Here is a 15941-nt window from a genome sequence, read left to right on the forward strand (position 1 = left end):
ATTGTATTTAGATCAATAACATAAAAAAGTGGCGGGATAAAACAAAAGATAACCTTTCTAAATACGAATAATAAAATTACATCTGAATTGGAAAAATGAAGCACGTGACTAAATAGAATATATGGGTTTAAAATTAGTTCGTTTCATTGCGCGCTCGTCCTCGCGCTTTCCGCGGGGAGGAAGCTGAGCCTCCTCGCCTTCGCCTGCGGGGTCTAAAGCGTCCTCTATTTCCCTTAGTAGTCGAGTGTCCTCCGCTCCACTCCACTAAGATTTCTAATCATTTGTATTAAAACTAAAGAAACCAAAAAACCGAACGATTTAATCATCAGTTGATTAAATCGTTCAGTTTTTACATAGATTCACATACTTATGTCCCAGCCTCTTGAATTAGAGAAACATATTTGTGTTGACCTCGTAAGCATCAGTTGTTATTGAAGCAAACGCAGGAACTGCTCTTCGTTAACAACCTCAATATCCTGACCCTTTTCTTTTAGCTCATAAGCCTTCTTTTCCTTTGTGCTGATGCCTGTGGCACCGACAAGCTGCTTGTCTTGAACACCAACGACAAGATAGTTCGTTTTCCCGCTAACAGCGCTTTTAACAAGCCCACCTGCGTCCACTACTTTTTGCATCGCTGCTTTTCTGTCCAATGTTGCTAAATCTCCTGTGAAAACAACATTTTTACCAAACAATGCATTTGACTCATCAAAGGTTTCGGTAGTTGCTGCAATTTCAGAAATAGACACAGAATGGAACTTTTTCGTTGTTTTTGGTGCTGGTCTTCTTTTGCTGAAGGAGATTTGCGGCTTTAATTCTGTAAATGACTTAACTGCGATACGCCTATTTGTCTTAAAATAATCAGCAAGACAAGATTCGTCCATCGCCTTAATACTTGCGATAACTAATTCAGCACAAGCTATCGCATCAGCTCCCGCATTGTGGTGATCCTCCAGTTTGACACCAAATCTAGCTGTGCGAGCCTTTAAGGATTGCCGTATCCCTTCCCCTCTGCATGCTGCCGTGCTTATCGAAATGCTGTCAGCATAACGAAGCGTTGGTATTGGAAGACCGTATTTCATCAAACAGCTATGCAAGACACTCATATCAAATTGGGCATTATGTGCAATCAGGAGCTGATTTTCCAGCTTGTCCTTCAGCTTTTCCCAAACTTGATCAAAGGTTGGTTCCTCCTGTACATCAGCTGCTGTTATCCCGTGAACAGCGACAAATCTTTCGTTAAATCTTAACACAGGCGGCTTAATAAGATAATAATCTGTCTTTACCACCTGATTGTTTTCAACATAAGCAAGTCCGATCGAGCAGGCACTGTCCATTTCTTCATTCGCAATCTCAAAATCTATCGCAATAAAATCCATCGTATCACTCCTCACAAAAACTTCTCTTTATAATAATATACCACGTATGTTTGATAGATTGATATTCCTGAACTGGTGCAAATAATTCCAACATGCAATATATCTTCATAAAAGAGAACTACTTATATGAATTTCCAATTTACAATCATATACTATTATTCAAGAATAATAATATATGATTGTATGGTGGCGCTTCCAGGTGGAGTTATTACTTTTTCTGTACATTCAGTCATATAATGGATATGCTTTGTACAACCCCTTAATTTAAAGGGTGAAATTTACCTCTAAAAGGAGAATCAAGGATGACAATTTTAATAAATAGGAAAAGGTTATTTCAACTGGATTTTACTGTTACCTAGTGATGGATGCAGCGGTGGTATATGGATTATTTGGAGGAGAGAGGCAGGATGAAGCATTTACAGAATAATGGTTTGGAGCTAAAGTTCGACCGGCTTGCCAACTTTCGGGATGTTGGAGGGAGGAGCGGTTATGACGGTGAAAGGATGGGGCTTGGACTCGTTTTCCGGTCTGAGGAACTATCTAAGCTGTCGAAGGAAGATATAAACAAAATAAGCGTTTAGGAATAAAAACAATCTGTGATTTTAGAACGGATGCAGAGCGAAAGTCGAAGGTAAGCAGGCTTAATGAAAAGCATGGAATAAATGTGATCACACTTTCCATGAACGACAAAAGCAGGGAGTTTACCCGCAAAGAGTTTTTTAGATTTCTCGTTATGGGAACAAAGGGAATTAACTTTGAGGATATTATGCATGACATGTATAAATATATGGCCTTTCAATGTAATCAGGAGCTCAAGCAAATGATTGAGCTGTTAGCACATCGTGAAAACTATCCGATATTAATTCATTGCACTGGCGGAAAGGACCGTACTGGCTTTATGTCAGCAATGCTGCAGCTGGCAATTGGCATAAATTATGAAGAGGTAATGGCTGATTATCTCCATTCCAATAACCTGATTGGTCCAAAGATGAAAAAACTGGAGAATGTATTACGGTGGATCAGCCTTTTTAGAGTGTCATCTGCACGCCTCAGACCAGTTCTTGAGGTGCGGCGTGAATATTTACAGCCTGTATATGAAGCAATTATTCAAGAATATGGGACAATAGAAAATTATCTGCAGACAGCATGCGGCATCTCCACGCAAACGCTTAAAAGCATGAGAGCGCTGCTGTTAGTGAGTGATGATAAGATAATCAAGGAGGAGCCTTATGCAAGAATTGTTCTTCGTTAAAGATTATAAACAGAATGACAGTTTGCGGAAAAGCTTTTCAGAACTTGCGGTTAATATTTTTGGAATAAGCTTTGAAGACTGGTATGTAAAAGGCTTTTGGAATGAACGTTATATTCCCTATTCCTTTTGCGATAATGGAAAGGTCGTTGCGAATGTATCAGTTAATCTCGTTGATTTAATTGTGGCAGGACAGCTAAAAAAGGCTGTGCAAATCGGTACGGTCATGACACATCCAGACTATAGAGACAGAGGGCTTTCACGCTTTCTTTTGGAAAAGGTACTTGCTGAATTCGAGAACGAAGTAGACCTGTTTTATCTTTTTGCCAATCATGAGGTGTTGGAGTTTTATCCTAAGTTTGGATTCAATAGAGTAGAGGAGGCAGAGTACTTTATTGAAATTGATAATGCAGGCGCGTTGCCTGTCGAGATGCGAAAGCTGGATGGCAAAGGCTTGGAAGATCTACAATTTATTCAGGATTTTGCAATAAAGCGTAAATCCTTGTCACAAGTCTTTTCAACAGAGCAAACGAGTGGGATTTTGCTTTTTTATTGTTTAAATGTATTTCATGACCAGATATACCTTTTAGAAGAGGAGAAAGTGATTATCATCTGTGAGAAGGATGGGAACAAGCTTCATCTGTATGATGTAATTGCAAGCTATGCTGTGGATATGGAAGAGCTCCTTGTGAAAATAACTGCTTTGGGAACGACAGAGGTTATCCTTCATTTTACTCCAGAGAATTTAAGTGGCTTATTAAGCAGGAAGGCTGTTGAAACGGAGGATGTACTTTTTGTGAAAGTGACTGGGGAAGGTATCTACCCAGAAGGTGTTAAGCATCCTGTTATGGCGAAAGCATAAATCTATTTTAATATAATGAAATGTTAAAGATGTCTGGAAGATATAATGATAGAGGTGGTGCTGTAGTGGCAAAGGAAGGACTATCCTTAGAGAGAATTATCTTTATCGGCAGAACTTTTAAAGAATACATGGATATGTTCTCATTAAAGCTAGACGATTTGAAGGGTAAAAAAATTTTAGATTGTCCTGCAGGTGCTTGTTCCTTTACAGCAGAAGGGGCAGTGCATGGTCTTAATATCATGGCGGCAGACATTGCCTACTATCATCAGAATCAAGACCTGTATGAAAAAGGACTTGAAGACATAAAGCATACTGTTGATTCCCTTGAAAAGGTCAAGGACCACTATGTTTGGAACTACTTTCAAGATATGTGCGGCTTGAAAGCAAGTCGAAAAGAGGCGCTGACTGCTTGTTATAAGGACAGAGCAAATAATCCTGCAAGATATTTAGCGTGTACCTTGCCCTCACTACCATTTGCAGCAGAGGAATTTGATATTGTGCTGTCAGCTCACTTTTTATTTACCTATGCAGACAGGCTCGACAAGGATTTTCATTTTGCTGTAATTGACGAACTCCTCAGAGTCGCTAAAACAGAAATTCGCATCTTCCCGACAGTTGATTTAGATGGAAACAGATATGCATATTTAGATGAAGTGATTAGTCGCTTAGCAGCAAAGGGTCATAAAGCAGAAGAGCGGAAGGTTGGGTATGAATTTCAGAGAAATGCTGATACGATGCTGAGAATTGTGAAGGTATGAGGCTTTTAAATAAGCGATTTAGAAGGGAATCCAGAAATAAGATGAAAGCTACTAAAATGACAAAAGCATGGGCGGAGGAAATTCTCGACTGGAATTACGAGCCACCGTATGACTTTTACAACGATAATAATAAAGAAGAATCAATGAAGGAGCTGCTTGAAGCACCTTATTTTGCCGTTTTAAATGATAGTGGAAACTTGGCCGGCTTCTATTGCATTGGTTATGCTGCACAAGTTCCTTTAGGCTATCTTTTCGGCGCCTATCAGGAGGACTGCTTAGACATTGGTTTAGGCATGAAGCCTGAGCTGACTGGTAAAGGAAATGGTGGAAGCTTTATTCGGTTTGTTTTGGAGCAGGTTAAAGGGAGTAAGTCTATCCGATTAACGGTTGCTGATTTTAATGAGCGGGCTATTACTCTTTATGAAAGGGCTGGCTTCAAGAAGACATATATGTTTGCTGGCGAAGAGATGAGTTTTTTTGTTATGGAAAAAAGGTCACTCTAGCTCATTACTGCGTTAAAGGAAACCGATTATAACAGCCGAATCCAATAAAACTGCGTATCTATTTTTGTTTTTTGCTTTCTTCTATTCTTAATGAAGCTAATAAAACCTTATAGTAATTATCCATATAAACCCAATAACAAACTAGTAAAATAGAAAAAATTGGAACAAACGCCTGCTCTTCTGATAAAATACAGGTATTGTAGCAGAGGAGGATCATGATGGAAACCGTTCAAGGTAAACGAAGAAGGGCTTTCTTGCTTAGTGATATTGCTGGTGCCGGTTTTTTAGTTGTTGTTTATATGGGGATAATCCTATTTTTGGACAGAAACATGTATGCGTTTACTACTAATTTAGCCTATTGGGTTGTTTTTTGGTGCTGTGGGGTACTCTGTTCCTTGTTGGTTGGTCAGATTATTTCCAGCCGTCCGAGCTGGAAGCTGCCTGTATATATAGTTGTTTTCGGTGTGTTTTTTCTGCTTCTTCAGCAAACACATTCCATTGCTCTTGCAGGGTTGTATGGTGCGATTTGTACCCTGCTCCTTTATTTTGGGAAATACCTGGCTAAAAACATCAAGATTTTTAAAGTAAGCTTTTGTGTTATTCCGCTGCTTTTTCTGCTTTTTCTATTCCTTCTTCCAGACACAACAGTAAAAAAAGAATGGAATGAAGTTGTTGGCCAAAATTCCTATTCTGCTTACTTTTTATATTTTAATGGGGAAAAGGAAATACCAGTTGAAGCAAAGGCAGGGGAGGAATTGCTTGTGAAAGTACAGGTGCAAAATGAAAATGGCGGTGGATACAGCTATTATATTGTTGATGGTCAAAACAGAACCCTTTCACAATTAAAGGAAGAAAGTAGGGAGCTGAAGCTTCATATCAAGAAGACTGGAACATACACAATTGTATTGAAAGGAAACGGCTTGCGTGGCGGTTTTGATGTAGAATGGCAGCAGCGCCAGCAAGAAACATAATGAAAAAAAAGATACTGTTAATCATAACTCTTTTTCTTCTTTGCGCCGTTGTTTTTTCCTATTTTCAAAATAACCGGCTTTCCATAAGCAGATTTACTATTACATCACAAGAAATAACTGGTGATGGCTTAAAAATTATTCAATTATCTGATTTGCATAGTAAGGAATTCGGTGAAAATCAGCATCGTCTAGTTTCTAAAGTGCAAGCATTACGTCCTGATATCATTGCCTTTACAGGTGATATTATTGATAAGGATAAATATGATGAAAAGACAGTACTTTCCTTGCTGAAGCAGCTTAAGGAAATAGCACCAACCTATTATGTCACAGGTAATCATGAATATTGGTCAGGGAAATATGACCAATTGGAGAAGGTTATCAAGTCAACTGATGTTACCATTTTGCATAATCAGAGGGAGAAGCTCCACTTGAATGGAACAACGTTTCTCCTCGCAGGTATTGATGACCCAGCAATTAGCAGTGAAGCAAGTGCAGTAACTGTTGAGACAGAGCTGGGAAAAACCTTAGAGGGTGTGAACGATCAAGAATTTGTCGTGCTGCTGTCACACCGGCCTGAGCTTTTTTCCATCTATGCTAAACATAATATTGATCTCGTTCTTTCAGGACATGCTCATGGCGGCCAGGTCAGAATCCCATTTGTAGGCGGATTGGTTGCACCTGACCAAGGCTTTTTACCAAAGTATACAGCAGGTAAATATGAACAAGACGGTACAGCAATGATTGTCAATCGCGGACTTGGGAACAGTATTATTCCACAAAGGGTGTTCAATACTCCAGAAATTGTTGAGATTACTATCAAAGGCAAAAAATAGACAGAAGGATGCGGACAGCCGCATTCTTTTTTTTATGACGTTGACATTTTAATAACAATTACATAAAATAAAAACAAACAAATTTAATTTTTGTTTATAAAAATACAAACTTTTAATCGGAGTGTTTGTTATGAATGATGATATTTTTAGTAATGCATCACTTGAGGAATTGAAAAAAGGCTATAAAGAGGATACGGATGCCTTTGTGTGCCTTTTATGTGGTGAAGTAATTGAAAAGGGGATTATTTATCCTTATCAAGAGATGTTATACGAGGCAGAAAGATATATGAAGCTTCATATTGAAAGAAGTCATCAATCTGTTTTTGACTATTTAATCGGTCTTGATAAGAAAATTACAGGATTAACCGAGCATCAAAGCAATTTGTTGGGTTTGTTTTATCAAGGGAAAAGCGATGCGGAGGTACAGAAGGAGCTGGAAATTGGCAGTGCCTCGACGATTCGTCATCATCGGTTTGTGTTGAAGGAAAAGGAAAGACAGGCAAAAACCTTTCTTGCTTTAATGGAGCTGTTAAAGGAAAAGGATAATCATGCACCAAGCTTCATACCAGTCCACAAGACGGCAAAAATGGTAGATGACCGTTATAACATTACAGAGGAAGAGCAGCAAAAAACAGTCGGCAAGTATTTTGAGGACCTGCAGGAAGCAAAGCTGAAAAAATTTCCGCTAAAGGAAAAGCAACGCCTTATTATTTTGAGAGAAATCATTAAGCATATAGACAATGACAAGACTTACAGCGAAAAAGCATTAAATGACATATTGATACCAATTTATGAAGATTATGTTCTAATTCGCAGATTATTAATTGAGTACGGTTTTATCGACAGAAAAGATGACGGAAGCGAGTATTGGGTTAAAAAATAAACAAGTAGGTGAAATAAATGGACAGAAAAAAAGAATTAAAGCAGCTTTATAAGGAAACGCCGATCGAGGCAGGTATTTACCTTATTAAAAATAATGACAATGACAAGCTGTTTGTCGGAAGCACACGAAATCTCAAAACATTAAACGGTGTGAAATTCAGCTTGGAAAACGGTGGGCATATGAACAAAAAGCTCGTTGCAGAGTGGAAGCAGTTCGGAAAGGATACATTTACTTTTGAGGTATTGGAAGTCTTAAAGAAAAAGGACGATCCGTATTTTAATGAAAAAGAGGAATTAGGCAAGCTTGAGGAAAAGTGGCTCGAGAAGCTGCAGCCATTTGGTGAACGAGGCTATAATTAAGAAGTGGCTGGGACAAAACAAAAGATAACCTTTCTAAACAAGAATAATAAAATTACATCTAAATTTGAAAAATGAAGCACGACTAAATTGAATATGGGTTTAAAATCAGTTCGTTTCATTGCGCTACAGCCACTCGCTTTCCGCGGCGAGGAAGCTGAGCCTCCTCGTCTACGCCTGCGGGGTCTCAGCCTTTCCTCTATTTCCCGCAGGAGTCGAGTGTCCTCCGCTCCATTCCACTAAGATTTCTAATCATTGTGTCAAAACTAAAAAACACGAAAATCTGAACTATTTAATCATTTGTTGACTAAGTAGTTCGCATTTTAAGTAGATTCGCATACTTTTGTCCAAGCCTCTTTTTTATTTTGTGAAAGTATATAGGGTGTCACTTTAGGAGTTATTTTTCATTTAGTTTAGGTGTTGATTTGCACTAAAAACGCTTTAATATTGCTATGTCTTGTTTAACTAACACTTCCTTTAACGCAATAAGAAAAATGACCGCCGAAGCAATCATTTCTTTAACTCATGCATCCATTACTTTAATATGCACATTGCACTTTTTTAAAACTTTCATTTTTCTACTCAGAGAAAGCTTAAAAAAATTCATATAAGAAGCATGCCTATACTGTATTGTATTTCCCTTTTAACAAATTATAGGGATTATGCAGCAGCCCCTCAGTCCTTTATTTTAACTATGTTGGCTTAATATTTCGGGTAATATATTAGTCTTTTAGTAAAAAATCTTTCTTGATTTTTTCAATATTCCTACTGGTTATTTCTGCAATATATTTCAATAGGCCATCATAATTTTCAACATTATTGAGTTTTTTGAATTTCTCTACATGTCCCTCAAAACTTCTAAAATATTCACTTTGATAATTTGGGTTGTTATAAATTTTAATAAATTCAAGATAATCTTTTGTAGACATCTTATTTTTAATTTGAATAAGAATATCATTCCAATTATTAATTCTTTTTTTATGTATAGGCTTTTTTACGCCAATTCCCCTTTTTTCCTCATTTTTTATCTGTTGGATAAATTGTTCAATTTCATCTATATATTGAAAAAGTTCATTCCTATTTTGATTATCCAATTCCGTTAGTATTTTAGTTTTATAATGTAAATAACTATTATGCCTTGGATGCAATTTGTCGTCTGTTTTGGATTCTTTTTTCCACTTTTTTGCTGCTCCTCCAATACTACCTACAACACCTATAATTGCCCCAATCTCTTTTTTGTTGTCTTTAACGAATTTCCCTGTTTTTTTAACACCTTCAATAACTGGTCCAATTGGTATCTTAGACATAATTGTCCCCCTTAAGTTAGTTAACAAAAGCATTGCGAAATAATAGGTTTTTTGATGACATATTCATCAACTATTATGGGTATCTACTCATGGATATTCGACGGTAGAAAGAGCATTTCCTTCTAAAAATAACCTGCCATGTTAGTTCCAAAAGAACTTAATAAACTTTTTCCTTTAATTACTTTAGTTATTACAGGGATTTTGCCAACTTAATGGTTTTTTTATATCCACTCAGTAAATAAGACTAGGATAACCTATTCTTGGTAATAGTTGTGTAACGTGCTCTTAGAAATAAACAAGAATGATTAAGAAGTTTTCACAGAACAAAATGAAAAAAGGCATTTAAATGGTATTTTTCATTTTGCTAGTTTTTATTATTTTTCAAGTATTAGCTAGAAAGTAAAACTGGACTGTACAGCTTAAAATATGGTGTGAAAAATATAAAATCAGCTTACCAGTTTTATATATTGTATGTATTGGCATCTATATTGTAATTAGTGTCTTTATTTAGATTCCTGTAAGGAAGGGAAAAGCGGAAAAAGGCAGAATCAAATAAGAGAGATAAAAAAAGGAGTGACAGGAATGAAACCAGCAATTACCGAATATCCAGAGCACTATCGAAATTACGTTAACTTAGTGCCAGAAGGAGACATTATTCAAATTATAGAAAGTCAGCTTGAGGATACAAAGAGTCTGCTCGCAGGCATAACAAAGGAGCAGGCTGACTTTAGATATGCGGAAGGGAAATGGAGTGTTTTAGAGGTTGTCGGTCATGTGATGGATACGGAAAGAATTATGAATTACCGCATTTTACGAATGGCAAGAGGCGACCAAACACCCCTTTCCGGGTATGATGATGAAAGGTATGTGGAAGCGTCCTTCTTTTCAAGCAGAACAATTGCAGATCTTTTGGCAGAATGGACGATTGTGAGAGCAGCTACTGTTGCCTTGCTGAAAGGTTTGCCAAAGGATGCTTGGGAAAGAACAGGATTTGCTAATAATGGTGAGTTTACCGTCAACTCTATCGCCTATATTATTGCAGGTCATGAGCGCCATCATGCTGGGCTGTTGAAGTCGAGATATTTGCTTGAAGCTTAATAAAGGTTTATTGCAACAGCAAAGGGACTGGAGTCAATTCAGTCCCTTTTTTAAACCTAAATCGAAACTCCCGATGATTACCATAGATATATTCCGCTTTTGTGAAGGATGTGGACATAATAAAATAAAGGGAGCAAGAAAAGGAGGTTTTTAATATGAAGGCATTATGCTTTATGGAATTTGGCCCGAAGGAAGTGTTAAAGCTGATGGAGGTGCCAGATCCAATCATCCATGAGCAGGAGGTAATCGTTCGAACAAAAGCAATTGGCGTAAATTATGCAGATATATACAGAAGGAAGGGCAATTATCATCTTGAAGGAGAGCCGCCTTACATTCTTGGTTATGAAGGGGCAGGAATTGTAGAAGCAATTGGTGCTGGTGTGAAGGATATTAACATCGGTGACCGCATTGCTTTTGCAGATGTTCCTTACGCAAATGCTGAATTAGTGGCAGTCCCTATCGATAAAGCGATTCCTGTTCCTAATGATATTACTTTTGAACAAGCGGCAGCAGTTTTACTCCAAGGGTTAACAGCCGGGTATTTGACTGCAGACAGCTTTAATGTGAAACAGGGAGACTTCGTGGTTGTTCATTCAGCCGCTGGCGGTGTTGGGCAGCTGCTTGTGCAAATGGCGAAGCTGAAAGGCGCGGTAGTTATTGCGATTGCTTCGACATCAGAGAAGGTGGCGGCAGCAAAAAAAGCAGGAGCAGACCATACACTTACATATGATGGAGACTGGGTTGCTTCAGTTAAGAAGCTGACAGACAATAAAGGTGCAGATGTTGTTTATGATGCTGTTGGGGCAACGTTAATGCAGAGCTTTGAAGCAACAAAAACTGGCGGGACGGTCGTATTTTATGGGATGGCTGGAGGAGATCCGCCATTGATTGATCCGCGTATGCTCATGGATACAAGCAAAACGCTAACAGGAGGAGATTTATGGAATGTCCTCCAAACTAGAGCAGATAGAATCAGCCGTTCTGGCGAGCTGTTTCAGCTAATGGCAGCAAATCGGCTCCTGCTCCCGCCGATAACCACTTTTCCGTTAAGCGAAGGACAAGCTGCTCATGGTTTATTGGAAAGCAGAAAAAACATCGGAAAAATAATCCTCCTGCCTTAATGGCTGGAGGATTATTAGTAGTTATCAATCCAAATAAAGCACGCCACCTGATGACACAGTAAACCCAGTTGTTTTGTAAAAGTTAGCATTATGCTCATCAAATGAAACAGTCAAAATGCCTAATCCAAAGCTTTTTGCCTCTTCAATTAAAGCCTTCACAAGCTTCACGCCAATGCCTTGCTTCTGCTTGCTTGGGTGAACGATAATATCCTCGACATATCCATGCTCAAGTCCCATCCCGCAAACATAGCCGAAAGCGATTAGCTTGCCAGTTTCATCCCGTGCACCTGCCCAGAAATTACATCTTTCAAATAAGGCAGGATAATCCTTATCTCGTCTGCCCCAGCCGACAGCCTCCCGCAAATCTGGGACTTCATTATCCTGAATCGGAAGATTGACCATTATTTGCACCTGCATTCGCATCTACACCCTTCCTAAAAAACCCTGCTATAAAGCTATTATAAAGGAATAAATATAGGTCACCGACTATTTTTTTGCAAAAATAGAATCTTTATGAAGATCCATTCGTATAGTTACATCATGAGAGTGGGGTGATTAGCATGGGAAAAACAAAAACAGTCATGACAGGCATTTTATCAACGGCTGTCCTTATTGGTATTACAGGCTGCAGCAGCAGTGGAACAGCGACAGGTAATTCAAACAGCAATAGTGACATCCCGCCAGTTCCAGATGATACGAACTGTACAAATTGGGAATGGGATGATGATGATGGCGTTTGGGAATGTGAGGACAGCAATTCCCGCTACTATGGCCATTATTTTTATGGTGGAAAATATTATAATTCCAAGTCGTCCTTGTTGAAAAATACAAGCTACAAGAAGCAACAGCAATCAAGCAGCTCCAGTTCGAGTGTGAGCGGCGGCAGTGACTCAACAAACAAAAGCAGTGGCTTCGGAAGCGGGAAGAAGAGCTACGGAGGCTAATTAATGTTAGAAAGGAAGTGTAAATGTGAACTTATATCTTAATTTCGGTTCTTATTTAGGAGTAGCAATCTTGCTGCTTGTCATCGGTATTCTGTTATTTATGTTAAGTACACCAAAAATAAATGAAATGAGGCTTATCGCTGAAAAAAACGTCAGTGCAGCACTGTTGCTTGGCGGTAAGGTGATTGGACTTGCGATTGTATTAGGAGCGGCAGCTGAATATTCTGTTTCACTTATAGATATGGCAATCTGGGGGGCAATCGGAATTGTTTCGCAAATTATCGTATTTGTGCTGGCAGAGGTTGTGACAATCCGCTTTAGCATCAGCAATGCTATTAAAGAAGATAATCGGGCAGTCGGTGTTATGCTGTTTTCATTGTCGCTTGCAATTGGCTGGATTGTGGCAAAATGTCTGTCCTATTAATGAGGGAGATGCAAAATGAAGAAACTGACGTATTTTATTGATAAAGGAAACGGTCAATACGACCCGTTTTATGAATATGATGTTCGGGATGTCGGTGTTGATGAGCTGTATGCAAGGCAATTATGCACATACCTCATCTTAAGAGGACAGCAATATGAGCTTGTTTCCAATGAGATGGGTGGCGATGAAGAGATACTCGTTATCGAAGATAGAGGCAGAAATGTATCGGTTCTCGATGAAAAGAGCTACAGAGGCCAAGGTATTCATATAGAGTTCAGGAACCATCTGGAAGCAGATAACTACAAGCTATTATCTCATATCCCGATTGCAAGCCATTTTGAGGTAATCCGCTATTTACTGAAGGATATCATTGATGTACCTAATGTTGGTCAAATGGAGGTAACATCAACAGAAATCGATGAGGACAGAGGCGTTTATGTCTTGTACGTAAAGGATTTGGAGGAGGAGTAAGGATGGATCGCCATATAATGGACAGAAGGCGCTTCTATTCACAAATAGACAGCTTTTGGGCAGACCTTTATGGGGAGGAGTATGCCCTTTATGATGTGCACTTGTTAGAAAGAAAAGAGGTCGAAAAGATCCGTCTTATCAGTGAAAGAGTTGGTCATATTTTCTTCAAGGCATGGAGGCTTTTAAAGGAGGTACCAGACAGGACATTCAGAGAAATGGGCTTCCCGGAAGAAGTGTTTTCCTTCCTGCGCCTTGAAACGCTGCAACAGGCCAGCGTCATTTCAAGGCTAGATTTAATTCCTTATAACAACAGCTATAAATGCATTGAAATCAACGCAGATACGCCAACCTTTATTAAGGAGCTGTTTTCCACAAATGCCAAAGTTTGTGCTGAGTTCCATGTGGAAAATCCAAACGCCGACATGGAGGAGGCACTAAGAAAAGCTGTTCGCACCGCGATACAAGCTGCAGCGAAAACAAGTGGAAAGGCCAGCCCAACTGTTGCCTTCACTGCCCATGATGACAACATCGAAGATAAGGAAACAATTCTATATTTACTGGAAATATCAGAGACGATTGGAACATACATACCGCTGCATATGCTGCAAATTGAAAGAGGCAAAGGGTTGTTTGATGTGGCTGGAAATCAGATTGATATTTTGTACAGACAAACCTTTCCGATTGAAAACCTTATCCTTGATGAGGATGAGGAGGAAAATAAAATCGGTATTTGGCTGTTAGAGTTAGTCGAGCAAGGAAAGCTGTCCATTATCAATCCTCCGTCCGCATTCCTTCTGCAAAACAAGGCAGTTCAAGCAGTGATCTGGAGCCTTCATGAGGAACAGCACGCCTTCTTTACAGAAGAAGAGCATCAGTGGATAGAAAATTACTTTTTGCCAACCTATTTAGAGCCAGATCCATTTATAGAACGAAACACAGCATATGTGAAAAAGCCGGCATTTGGCAGAGAAGGAGACACTGTTGAAATCTACAAAGGAAGCGGCAAACTATCAACCGCAGACCCACAGCAGTCATATACCGACTTCCTGCCAGTCTATCAACAATATGTCGAGCATCCAAAAGCACCAATCAAAACAGAAAAAGGCAAGCAAGAAGCAAACCTCCTCGTCGGCAGCTTCCTTCTCAACGGAAAGCCATCAGCCATCGGATTTCGAGCCGGAGGAACCATAACGAATAACTTGTCTTATTATCTTCCAGTTGGCATTCGTTGATATAGGGTGAGTTAAGATAACTAGAGAGCTAGGATAAAATTTTTTAAGTCTACGTTAGAACTGAACTTTTTAATCGATCATTACCGATTATTAGTTCAGTTTTTTGTGTTATCGGATTAAAAATCTTAGTGGAATGGAGCGGAGAACACTCGACTCCAGCGGGAAATAGAGGAAAGGATGAGACCCCGCAGGCGAAGACGAGGAGGCTCAGCTTCCTCCCCGCGGAAAGCGCGAGGACGAGCGCGCAATGAAACGAACTAATTTTGAAACCATATTCTATTTAGTCGCAAGCTTCATTGTTTCAAAGTTAGCTGTAATTATTATTTATTATTCGGATTTATAAAAACTATCATTTGTTTTGTCCCATTGTCATTACTAATGTTATTTTAAATAAAAAATAATATTATCCTTACCTTGTTGGCTAAGATCAGAAACAGATGTATCTATATAGGACAGCCATTCCTCCTCCAGCTCTGTCAAAGACTTATTCAACACAGAAGAAACAGAAGCTTCCAAATTCTCCGTATTATAAATTTTGAACAGCTCTTCAAAAGAGTATTGATTAACGATGAATTGTATAAAGGAACCTGCTTCTACATAACTAATCCAAGTTTTATAACTCGTTTGAGTGTTACCTTCAATACTGAAATAATTCATGGCCGTTTCGGGATTACCCAGTTTACTTAGACTAATGACCTCTTGTTTCCCCTTAAGATATTTGACAATCTTATCAGGATTAACAGAGTTATTGGGAAAAACACTTTTATCTGGTTCTAAATAAAACTGCAAAAAAACAGCCAAACCTTCTTGTGTAAGAAAACCATAATTACCATAAAACTCATTGTTATCGCTGTTTCCAAACCCAAACAACGTATGTGAAAGCTCATGTACTAATAAATAATTATCACTATACATGTTGTATAATACAACTTTGTTCTTTTGAGCATAGCTAATTAAATTACTTTTATTAAGCTCAATCATTATTTTCTTTGGTGGAGTATAAGTAGGAGAGTCATTTAACTCCACCATTTTTTTATAGACTATTTTTAATTCATCTGTAAGTTTATTGATTTTATTAGAGCTTAATCCACTGTTAATGATTACAAACTTCCTGTTTTCATCATTCACGCTTATGTTCAGCTCTCTTTGTTCAATAAGCCCATCTTCATTATATGTATCGCTTACAGCTTCCGTTTGTCTATTAACAAGCAGTAAGGCAGTCATTATTAATGAAATAAGTAATATAATGACTAAACTTCTTTTAAATATGCTGTTCTTCATCTTCAACAATTTAATCCTTACCTCTTATGTTTATTTTGATATATATAATCATTTGATTTTGCAGAATAATAGTTAGTTATTCCTCCAATAATTAATATGGCAAAAGACCCTATTCCAAAACCAATTTGATATTTACCAACAATAATAAATCCAACCGTACTAATGATTAATAATGTAATCAAAATAATGAAAAAAACCTTAAGTTTATTCAAGCCGAATTCCCTCTCAACAAGTTATTTTGACAATCAATATATATATAATATTAACATAAA

General features: G+C 38.2%; 17 protein-coding genes and 1 pseudogene. 14 read left to right on the forward strand and 4 right to left on the reverse strand.

Annotated elements, in window-relative coordinates; all coding sequences use genetic code 11:
- Window positions 1-428: 428 nt before the first annotated feature.
- Window positions 429-1376: an exonuclease domain-containing protein gene (locus NQZ71_RS03665; RefSeq protein ID WP_317011312.1), complete on the reverse strand. Its 948-nt coding sequence runs from the start codon at window positions 1374-1376 to the stop codon at window positions 429-431.
- Between the two features lie 407 nt (window positions 1377-1783).
- Here NQZ71_RS03665 and NQZ71_RS03670 point away from each other — a divergent pair.
- From NQZ71_RS03670 to NQZ71_RS03705, 8 genes and pseudogenes are all read left to right on the forward strand, one after another.
- Window positions 1784-2628 (forward strand): annotated as a pseudogene (locus NQZ71_RS03670) (tyrosine-protein phosphatase).
- Window positions 2606-3487 (forward strand): GNAT family N-acetyltransferase, encoded by an 882-nt coding sequence (locus NQZ71_RS03675; protein WP_317011313.1) that lies wholly within the window; start codon window positions 2606-2608, stop codon window positions 3485-3487. The pseudogene NQZ71_RS03670 and the gene NQZ71_RS03675 overlap by 23 nt, the downstream one beginning before the upstream one ends.
- Window positions 3488-3516: 29 nt before the next feature.
- On the forward strand, window positions 3517-4245 hold the full coding sequence (locus tag NQZ71_RS03680) for an SAM-dependent methyltransferase (RefSeq protein ID WP_394374119.1): 729 nt from the start codon (window positions 3517-3519) through the stop codon (window positions 4243-4245).
- A 41-nt stretch (window positions 4246-4286) separates the two neighbouring features.
- Window positions 4287-4748, forward strand: a complete 462-nt coding sequence (locus NQZ71_RS03685; protein ID WP_317011314.1) for a GNAT family N-acetyltransferase — start codon at window positions 4287-4289, stop codon at window positions 4746-4748.
- Between the two features lie 215 nt (window positions 4749-4963).
- Complete coding sequence (locus NQZ71_RS03690) at window positions 4964-5719, forward strand: hypothetical protein (protein ID WP_144454185.1); 756 nt, start codon at window positions 4964-4966, stop codon at window positions 5717-5719.
- Window positions 5719-6552 carry a metallophosphoesterase gene (locus tag NQZ71_RS03695; protein WP_317011315.1) on the forward strand — a complete coding sequence of 278 codons (834 nt, stop codon included), beginning with the start codon at window positions 5719-5721 and terminating at the stop codon, window positions 6550-6552. The genes NQZ71_RS03690 and NQZ71_RS03695 overlap by 1 nt, the downstream gene beginning before the upstream one ends.
- A gap of 130 nt (window positions 6553-6682) precedes the next feature.
- Window positions 6683-7435, forward strand: a complete 753-nt coding sequence (locus tag NQZ71_RS03700) for a DUF2087 domain-containing protein (RefSeq protein ID WP_317011316.1) — start codon at window positions 6683-6685, stop codon at window positions 7433-7435.
- A gap of 17 nt (window positions 7436-7452) precedes the next feature.
- Window positions 7453-7794: a GIY-YIG nuclease family protein gene (locus NQZ71_RS03705; RefSeq protein WP_317011317.1), complete on the forward strand. Its 342-nt coding sequence runs from the start codon at window positions 7453-7455 to the stop codon at window positions 7792-7794.
- A 719-nt stretch (window positions 7795-8513) separates the two neighbouring features.
- Here NQZ71_RS03705 and NQZ71_RS03710 read toward each other — a convergent pair.
- Window positions 8514-9098 (reverse strand): hypothetical protein, encoded by a 585-nt coding sequence (locus tag NQZ71_RS03710; RefSeq protein WP_317011318.1) that lies wholly within the window; start codon window positions 9096-9098, stop codon window positions 8514-8516.
- A 582-nt stretch (window positions 9099-9680) separates the two neighbouring features.
- Here NQZ71_RS03710 and NQZ71_RS03715 point away from each other — a divergent pair.
- Window positions 9681-10196, forward strand: coding sequence for a DinB family protein (locus tag NQZ71_RS03715; protein ID WP_317011319.1), 516 nt, complete (start codon window positions 9681-9683; stop codon window positions 10194-10196).
- 155 nt (window positions 10197-10351) lie between these two features.
- Window positions 10352-11317 (forward strand): quinone oxidoreductase family protein, encoded by a 966-nt coding sequence (locus NQZ71_RS03720; protein ID WP_317011320.1) that lies wholly within the window; start codon window positions 10352-10354, stop codon window positions 11315-11317.
- A 24-nt stretch (window positions 11318-11341) separates the two neighbouring features.
- Here NQZ71_RS03720 and NQZ71_RS03725 read toward each other — a convergent pair whose 3' ends face one another.
- On the reverse strand, window positions 11342-11740 hold the full coding sequence (locus NQZ71_RS03725) for a GNAT family N-acetyltransferase (RefSeq protein ID WP_317011321.1): 399 nt from the start codon (window positions 11738-11740) through the stop codon (window positions 11342-11344).
- A gap of 137 nt (window positions 11741-11877) precedes the next feature.
- Here NQZ71_RS03725 and NQZ71_RS03730 point away from each other — a divergent pair, with 137 nt between their 5' ends.
- From NQZ71_RS03730 to NQZ71_RS03745, 4 genes are read left to right on the forward strand one after another with little or no spacing between them, the layout of a single operon-like run.
- Entirely contained in the window at window positions 11878-12261 is a 384-nt protein-coding gene (locus NQZ71_RS03730; protein ID WP_235856622.1) for an aminotransferase yhxA, read from the forward strand.
- Between the two features lie 25 nt (window positions 12262-12286).
- Entirely contained in the window at window positions 12287-12685 is a 399-nt protein-coding gene (locus tag NQZ71_RS03735) for a DUF350 domain-containing protein (protein WP_127739056.1), read from the forward strand.
- Window positions 12686-12700: 15 nt separating this feature from the next.
- A complete protein-coding gene (locus NQZ71_RS03740) occupies window positions 12701-13156 on the forward strand; it encodes an RNA helicase (RefSeq protein ID WP_144454176.1) in 456 nt (151 codons plus the stop codon).
- A 2-nt stretch (window positions 13157-13158) separates the two neighbouring features.
- Window positions 13159-14388, forward strand: a complete 1230-nt coding sequence (locus tag NQZ71_RS03745; protein ID WP_317011322.1) for a glutathionylspermidine synthase family protein — start codon at window positions 13159-13161, stop codon at window positions 14386-14388.
- A 381-nt stretch (window positions 14389-14769) separates the two neighbouring features.
- On the opposite strand, the gene NQZ71_RS03750 is transcribed toward NQZ71_RS03745, so the two are convergent.
- A complete protein-coding gene (locus tag NQZ71_RS03750) occupies window positions 14770-15678 on the reverse strand; it encodes a gluzincin family metallopeptidase (protein ID WP_317011323.1) in 909 nt (302 codons plus the stop codon).
- Window positions 15679-15941 lie beyond the last annotated feature (263 nt).

Source organism: Niallia taxi (assembly GCF_032818155.1).
Classification (GTDB): domain Bacteria; phylum Bacillota; class Bacilli; order Bacillales; family Cytobacillaceae; genus Niallia; species Niallia taxi_A.

What these genes read in the sequence shown, in the direction of transcription:
- NQZ71_RS03730 (WP_235856622.1), top strand. Translation starts at nt 11,878, where the DNA reads ATGGGAAAAACAAAAACAGTCATGACAGGCATTTTATCAACGGCTGTC.
- NQZ71_RS03705 (WP_317011317.1), top strand. Translation starts at nt 7,453, where the DNA reads ATGGACAGAAAAAAAGAATTAAAGCAGCTTTATAAGGAAACGCCGATC.
- NQZ71_RS03690 (WP_144454185.1), top strand. Translation starts at nt 4,964, where the DNA reads ATGATGGAAACCGTTCAAGGTAAACGAAGAAGGGCTTTCTTGCTTAGT.
- NQZ71_RS03710 (WP_317011318.1), bottom strand. Translation starts at nt 9,098, where the DNA reads ATGTCTAAGATACCAATTGGACCAGTTATTGAAGGTGTTAAAAAAACA.
- NQZ71_RS03680 (WP_394374119.1), top strand. Translation starts at nt 3,517, where the DNA reads ATGTCTGGAAGATATAATGATAGAGGTGGTGCTGTAGTGGCAAAGGAA.
- NQZ71_RS03675 (WP_317011313.1), top strand. Translation starts at nt 2,606, where the DNA reads ATGCAAGAATTGTTCTTCGTTAAAGATTATAAACAGAATGACAGTTTG.
- NQZ71_RS03700 (WP_317011316.1), top strand. Translation starts at nt 6,683, where the DNA reads ATGAATGATGATATTTTTAGTAATGCATCACTTGAGGAATTGAAAAAA.
- NQZ71_RS03740 (WP_144454176.1), top strand. Translation starts at nt 12,701, where the DNA reads ATGAAGAAACTGACGTATTTTATTGATAAAGGAAACGGTCAATACGAC.
- NQZ71_RS03695 (WP_317011315.1), top strand. Translation starts at nt 5,719, where the DNA reads ATGAAAAAAAAGATACTGTTAATCATAACTCTTTTTCTTCTTTGCGCC.
- NQZ71_RS03720 (WP_317011320.1), top strand. Translation starts at nt 10,352, where the DNA reads ATGAAGGCATTATGCTTTATGGAATTTGGCCCGAAGGAAGTGTTAAAG.
- NQZ71_RS03665 (WP_317011312.1), bottom strand. Translation starts at nt 1,376, where the DNA reads ATGGATTTTATTGCGATAGATTTTGAGATTGCGAATGAAGAAATGGAC.
- NQZ71_RS03725 (WP_317011321.1), bottom strand. Translation starts at nt 11,740, where the DNA reads ATGCGAATGCAGGTGCAAATAATGGTCAATCTTCCGATTCAGGATAAT.
- NQZ71_RS03685 (WP_317011314.1), top strand. Translation starts at nt 4,287, where the DNA reads ATGAAAGCTACTAAAATGACAAAAGCATGGGCGGAGGAAATTCTCGAC.
- NQZ71_RS03715 (WP_317011319.1), top strand. Translation starts at nt 9,681, where the DNA reads ATGAAACCAGCAATTACCGAATATCCAGAGCACTATCGAAATTACGTT.
- NQZ71_RS03745 (WP_317011322.1), top strand. Translation starts at nt 13,159, where the DNA reads ATGGATCGCCATATAATGGACAGAAGGCGCTTCTATTCACAAATAGAC.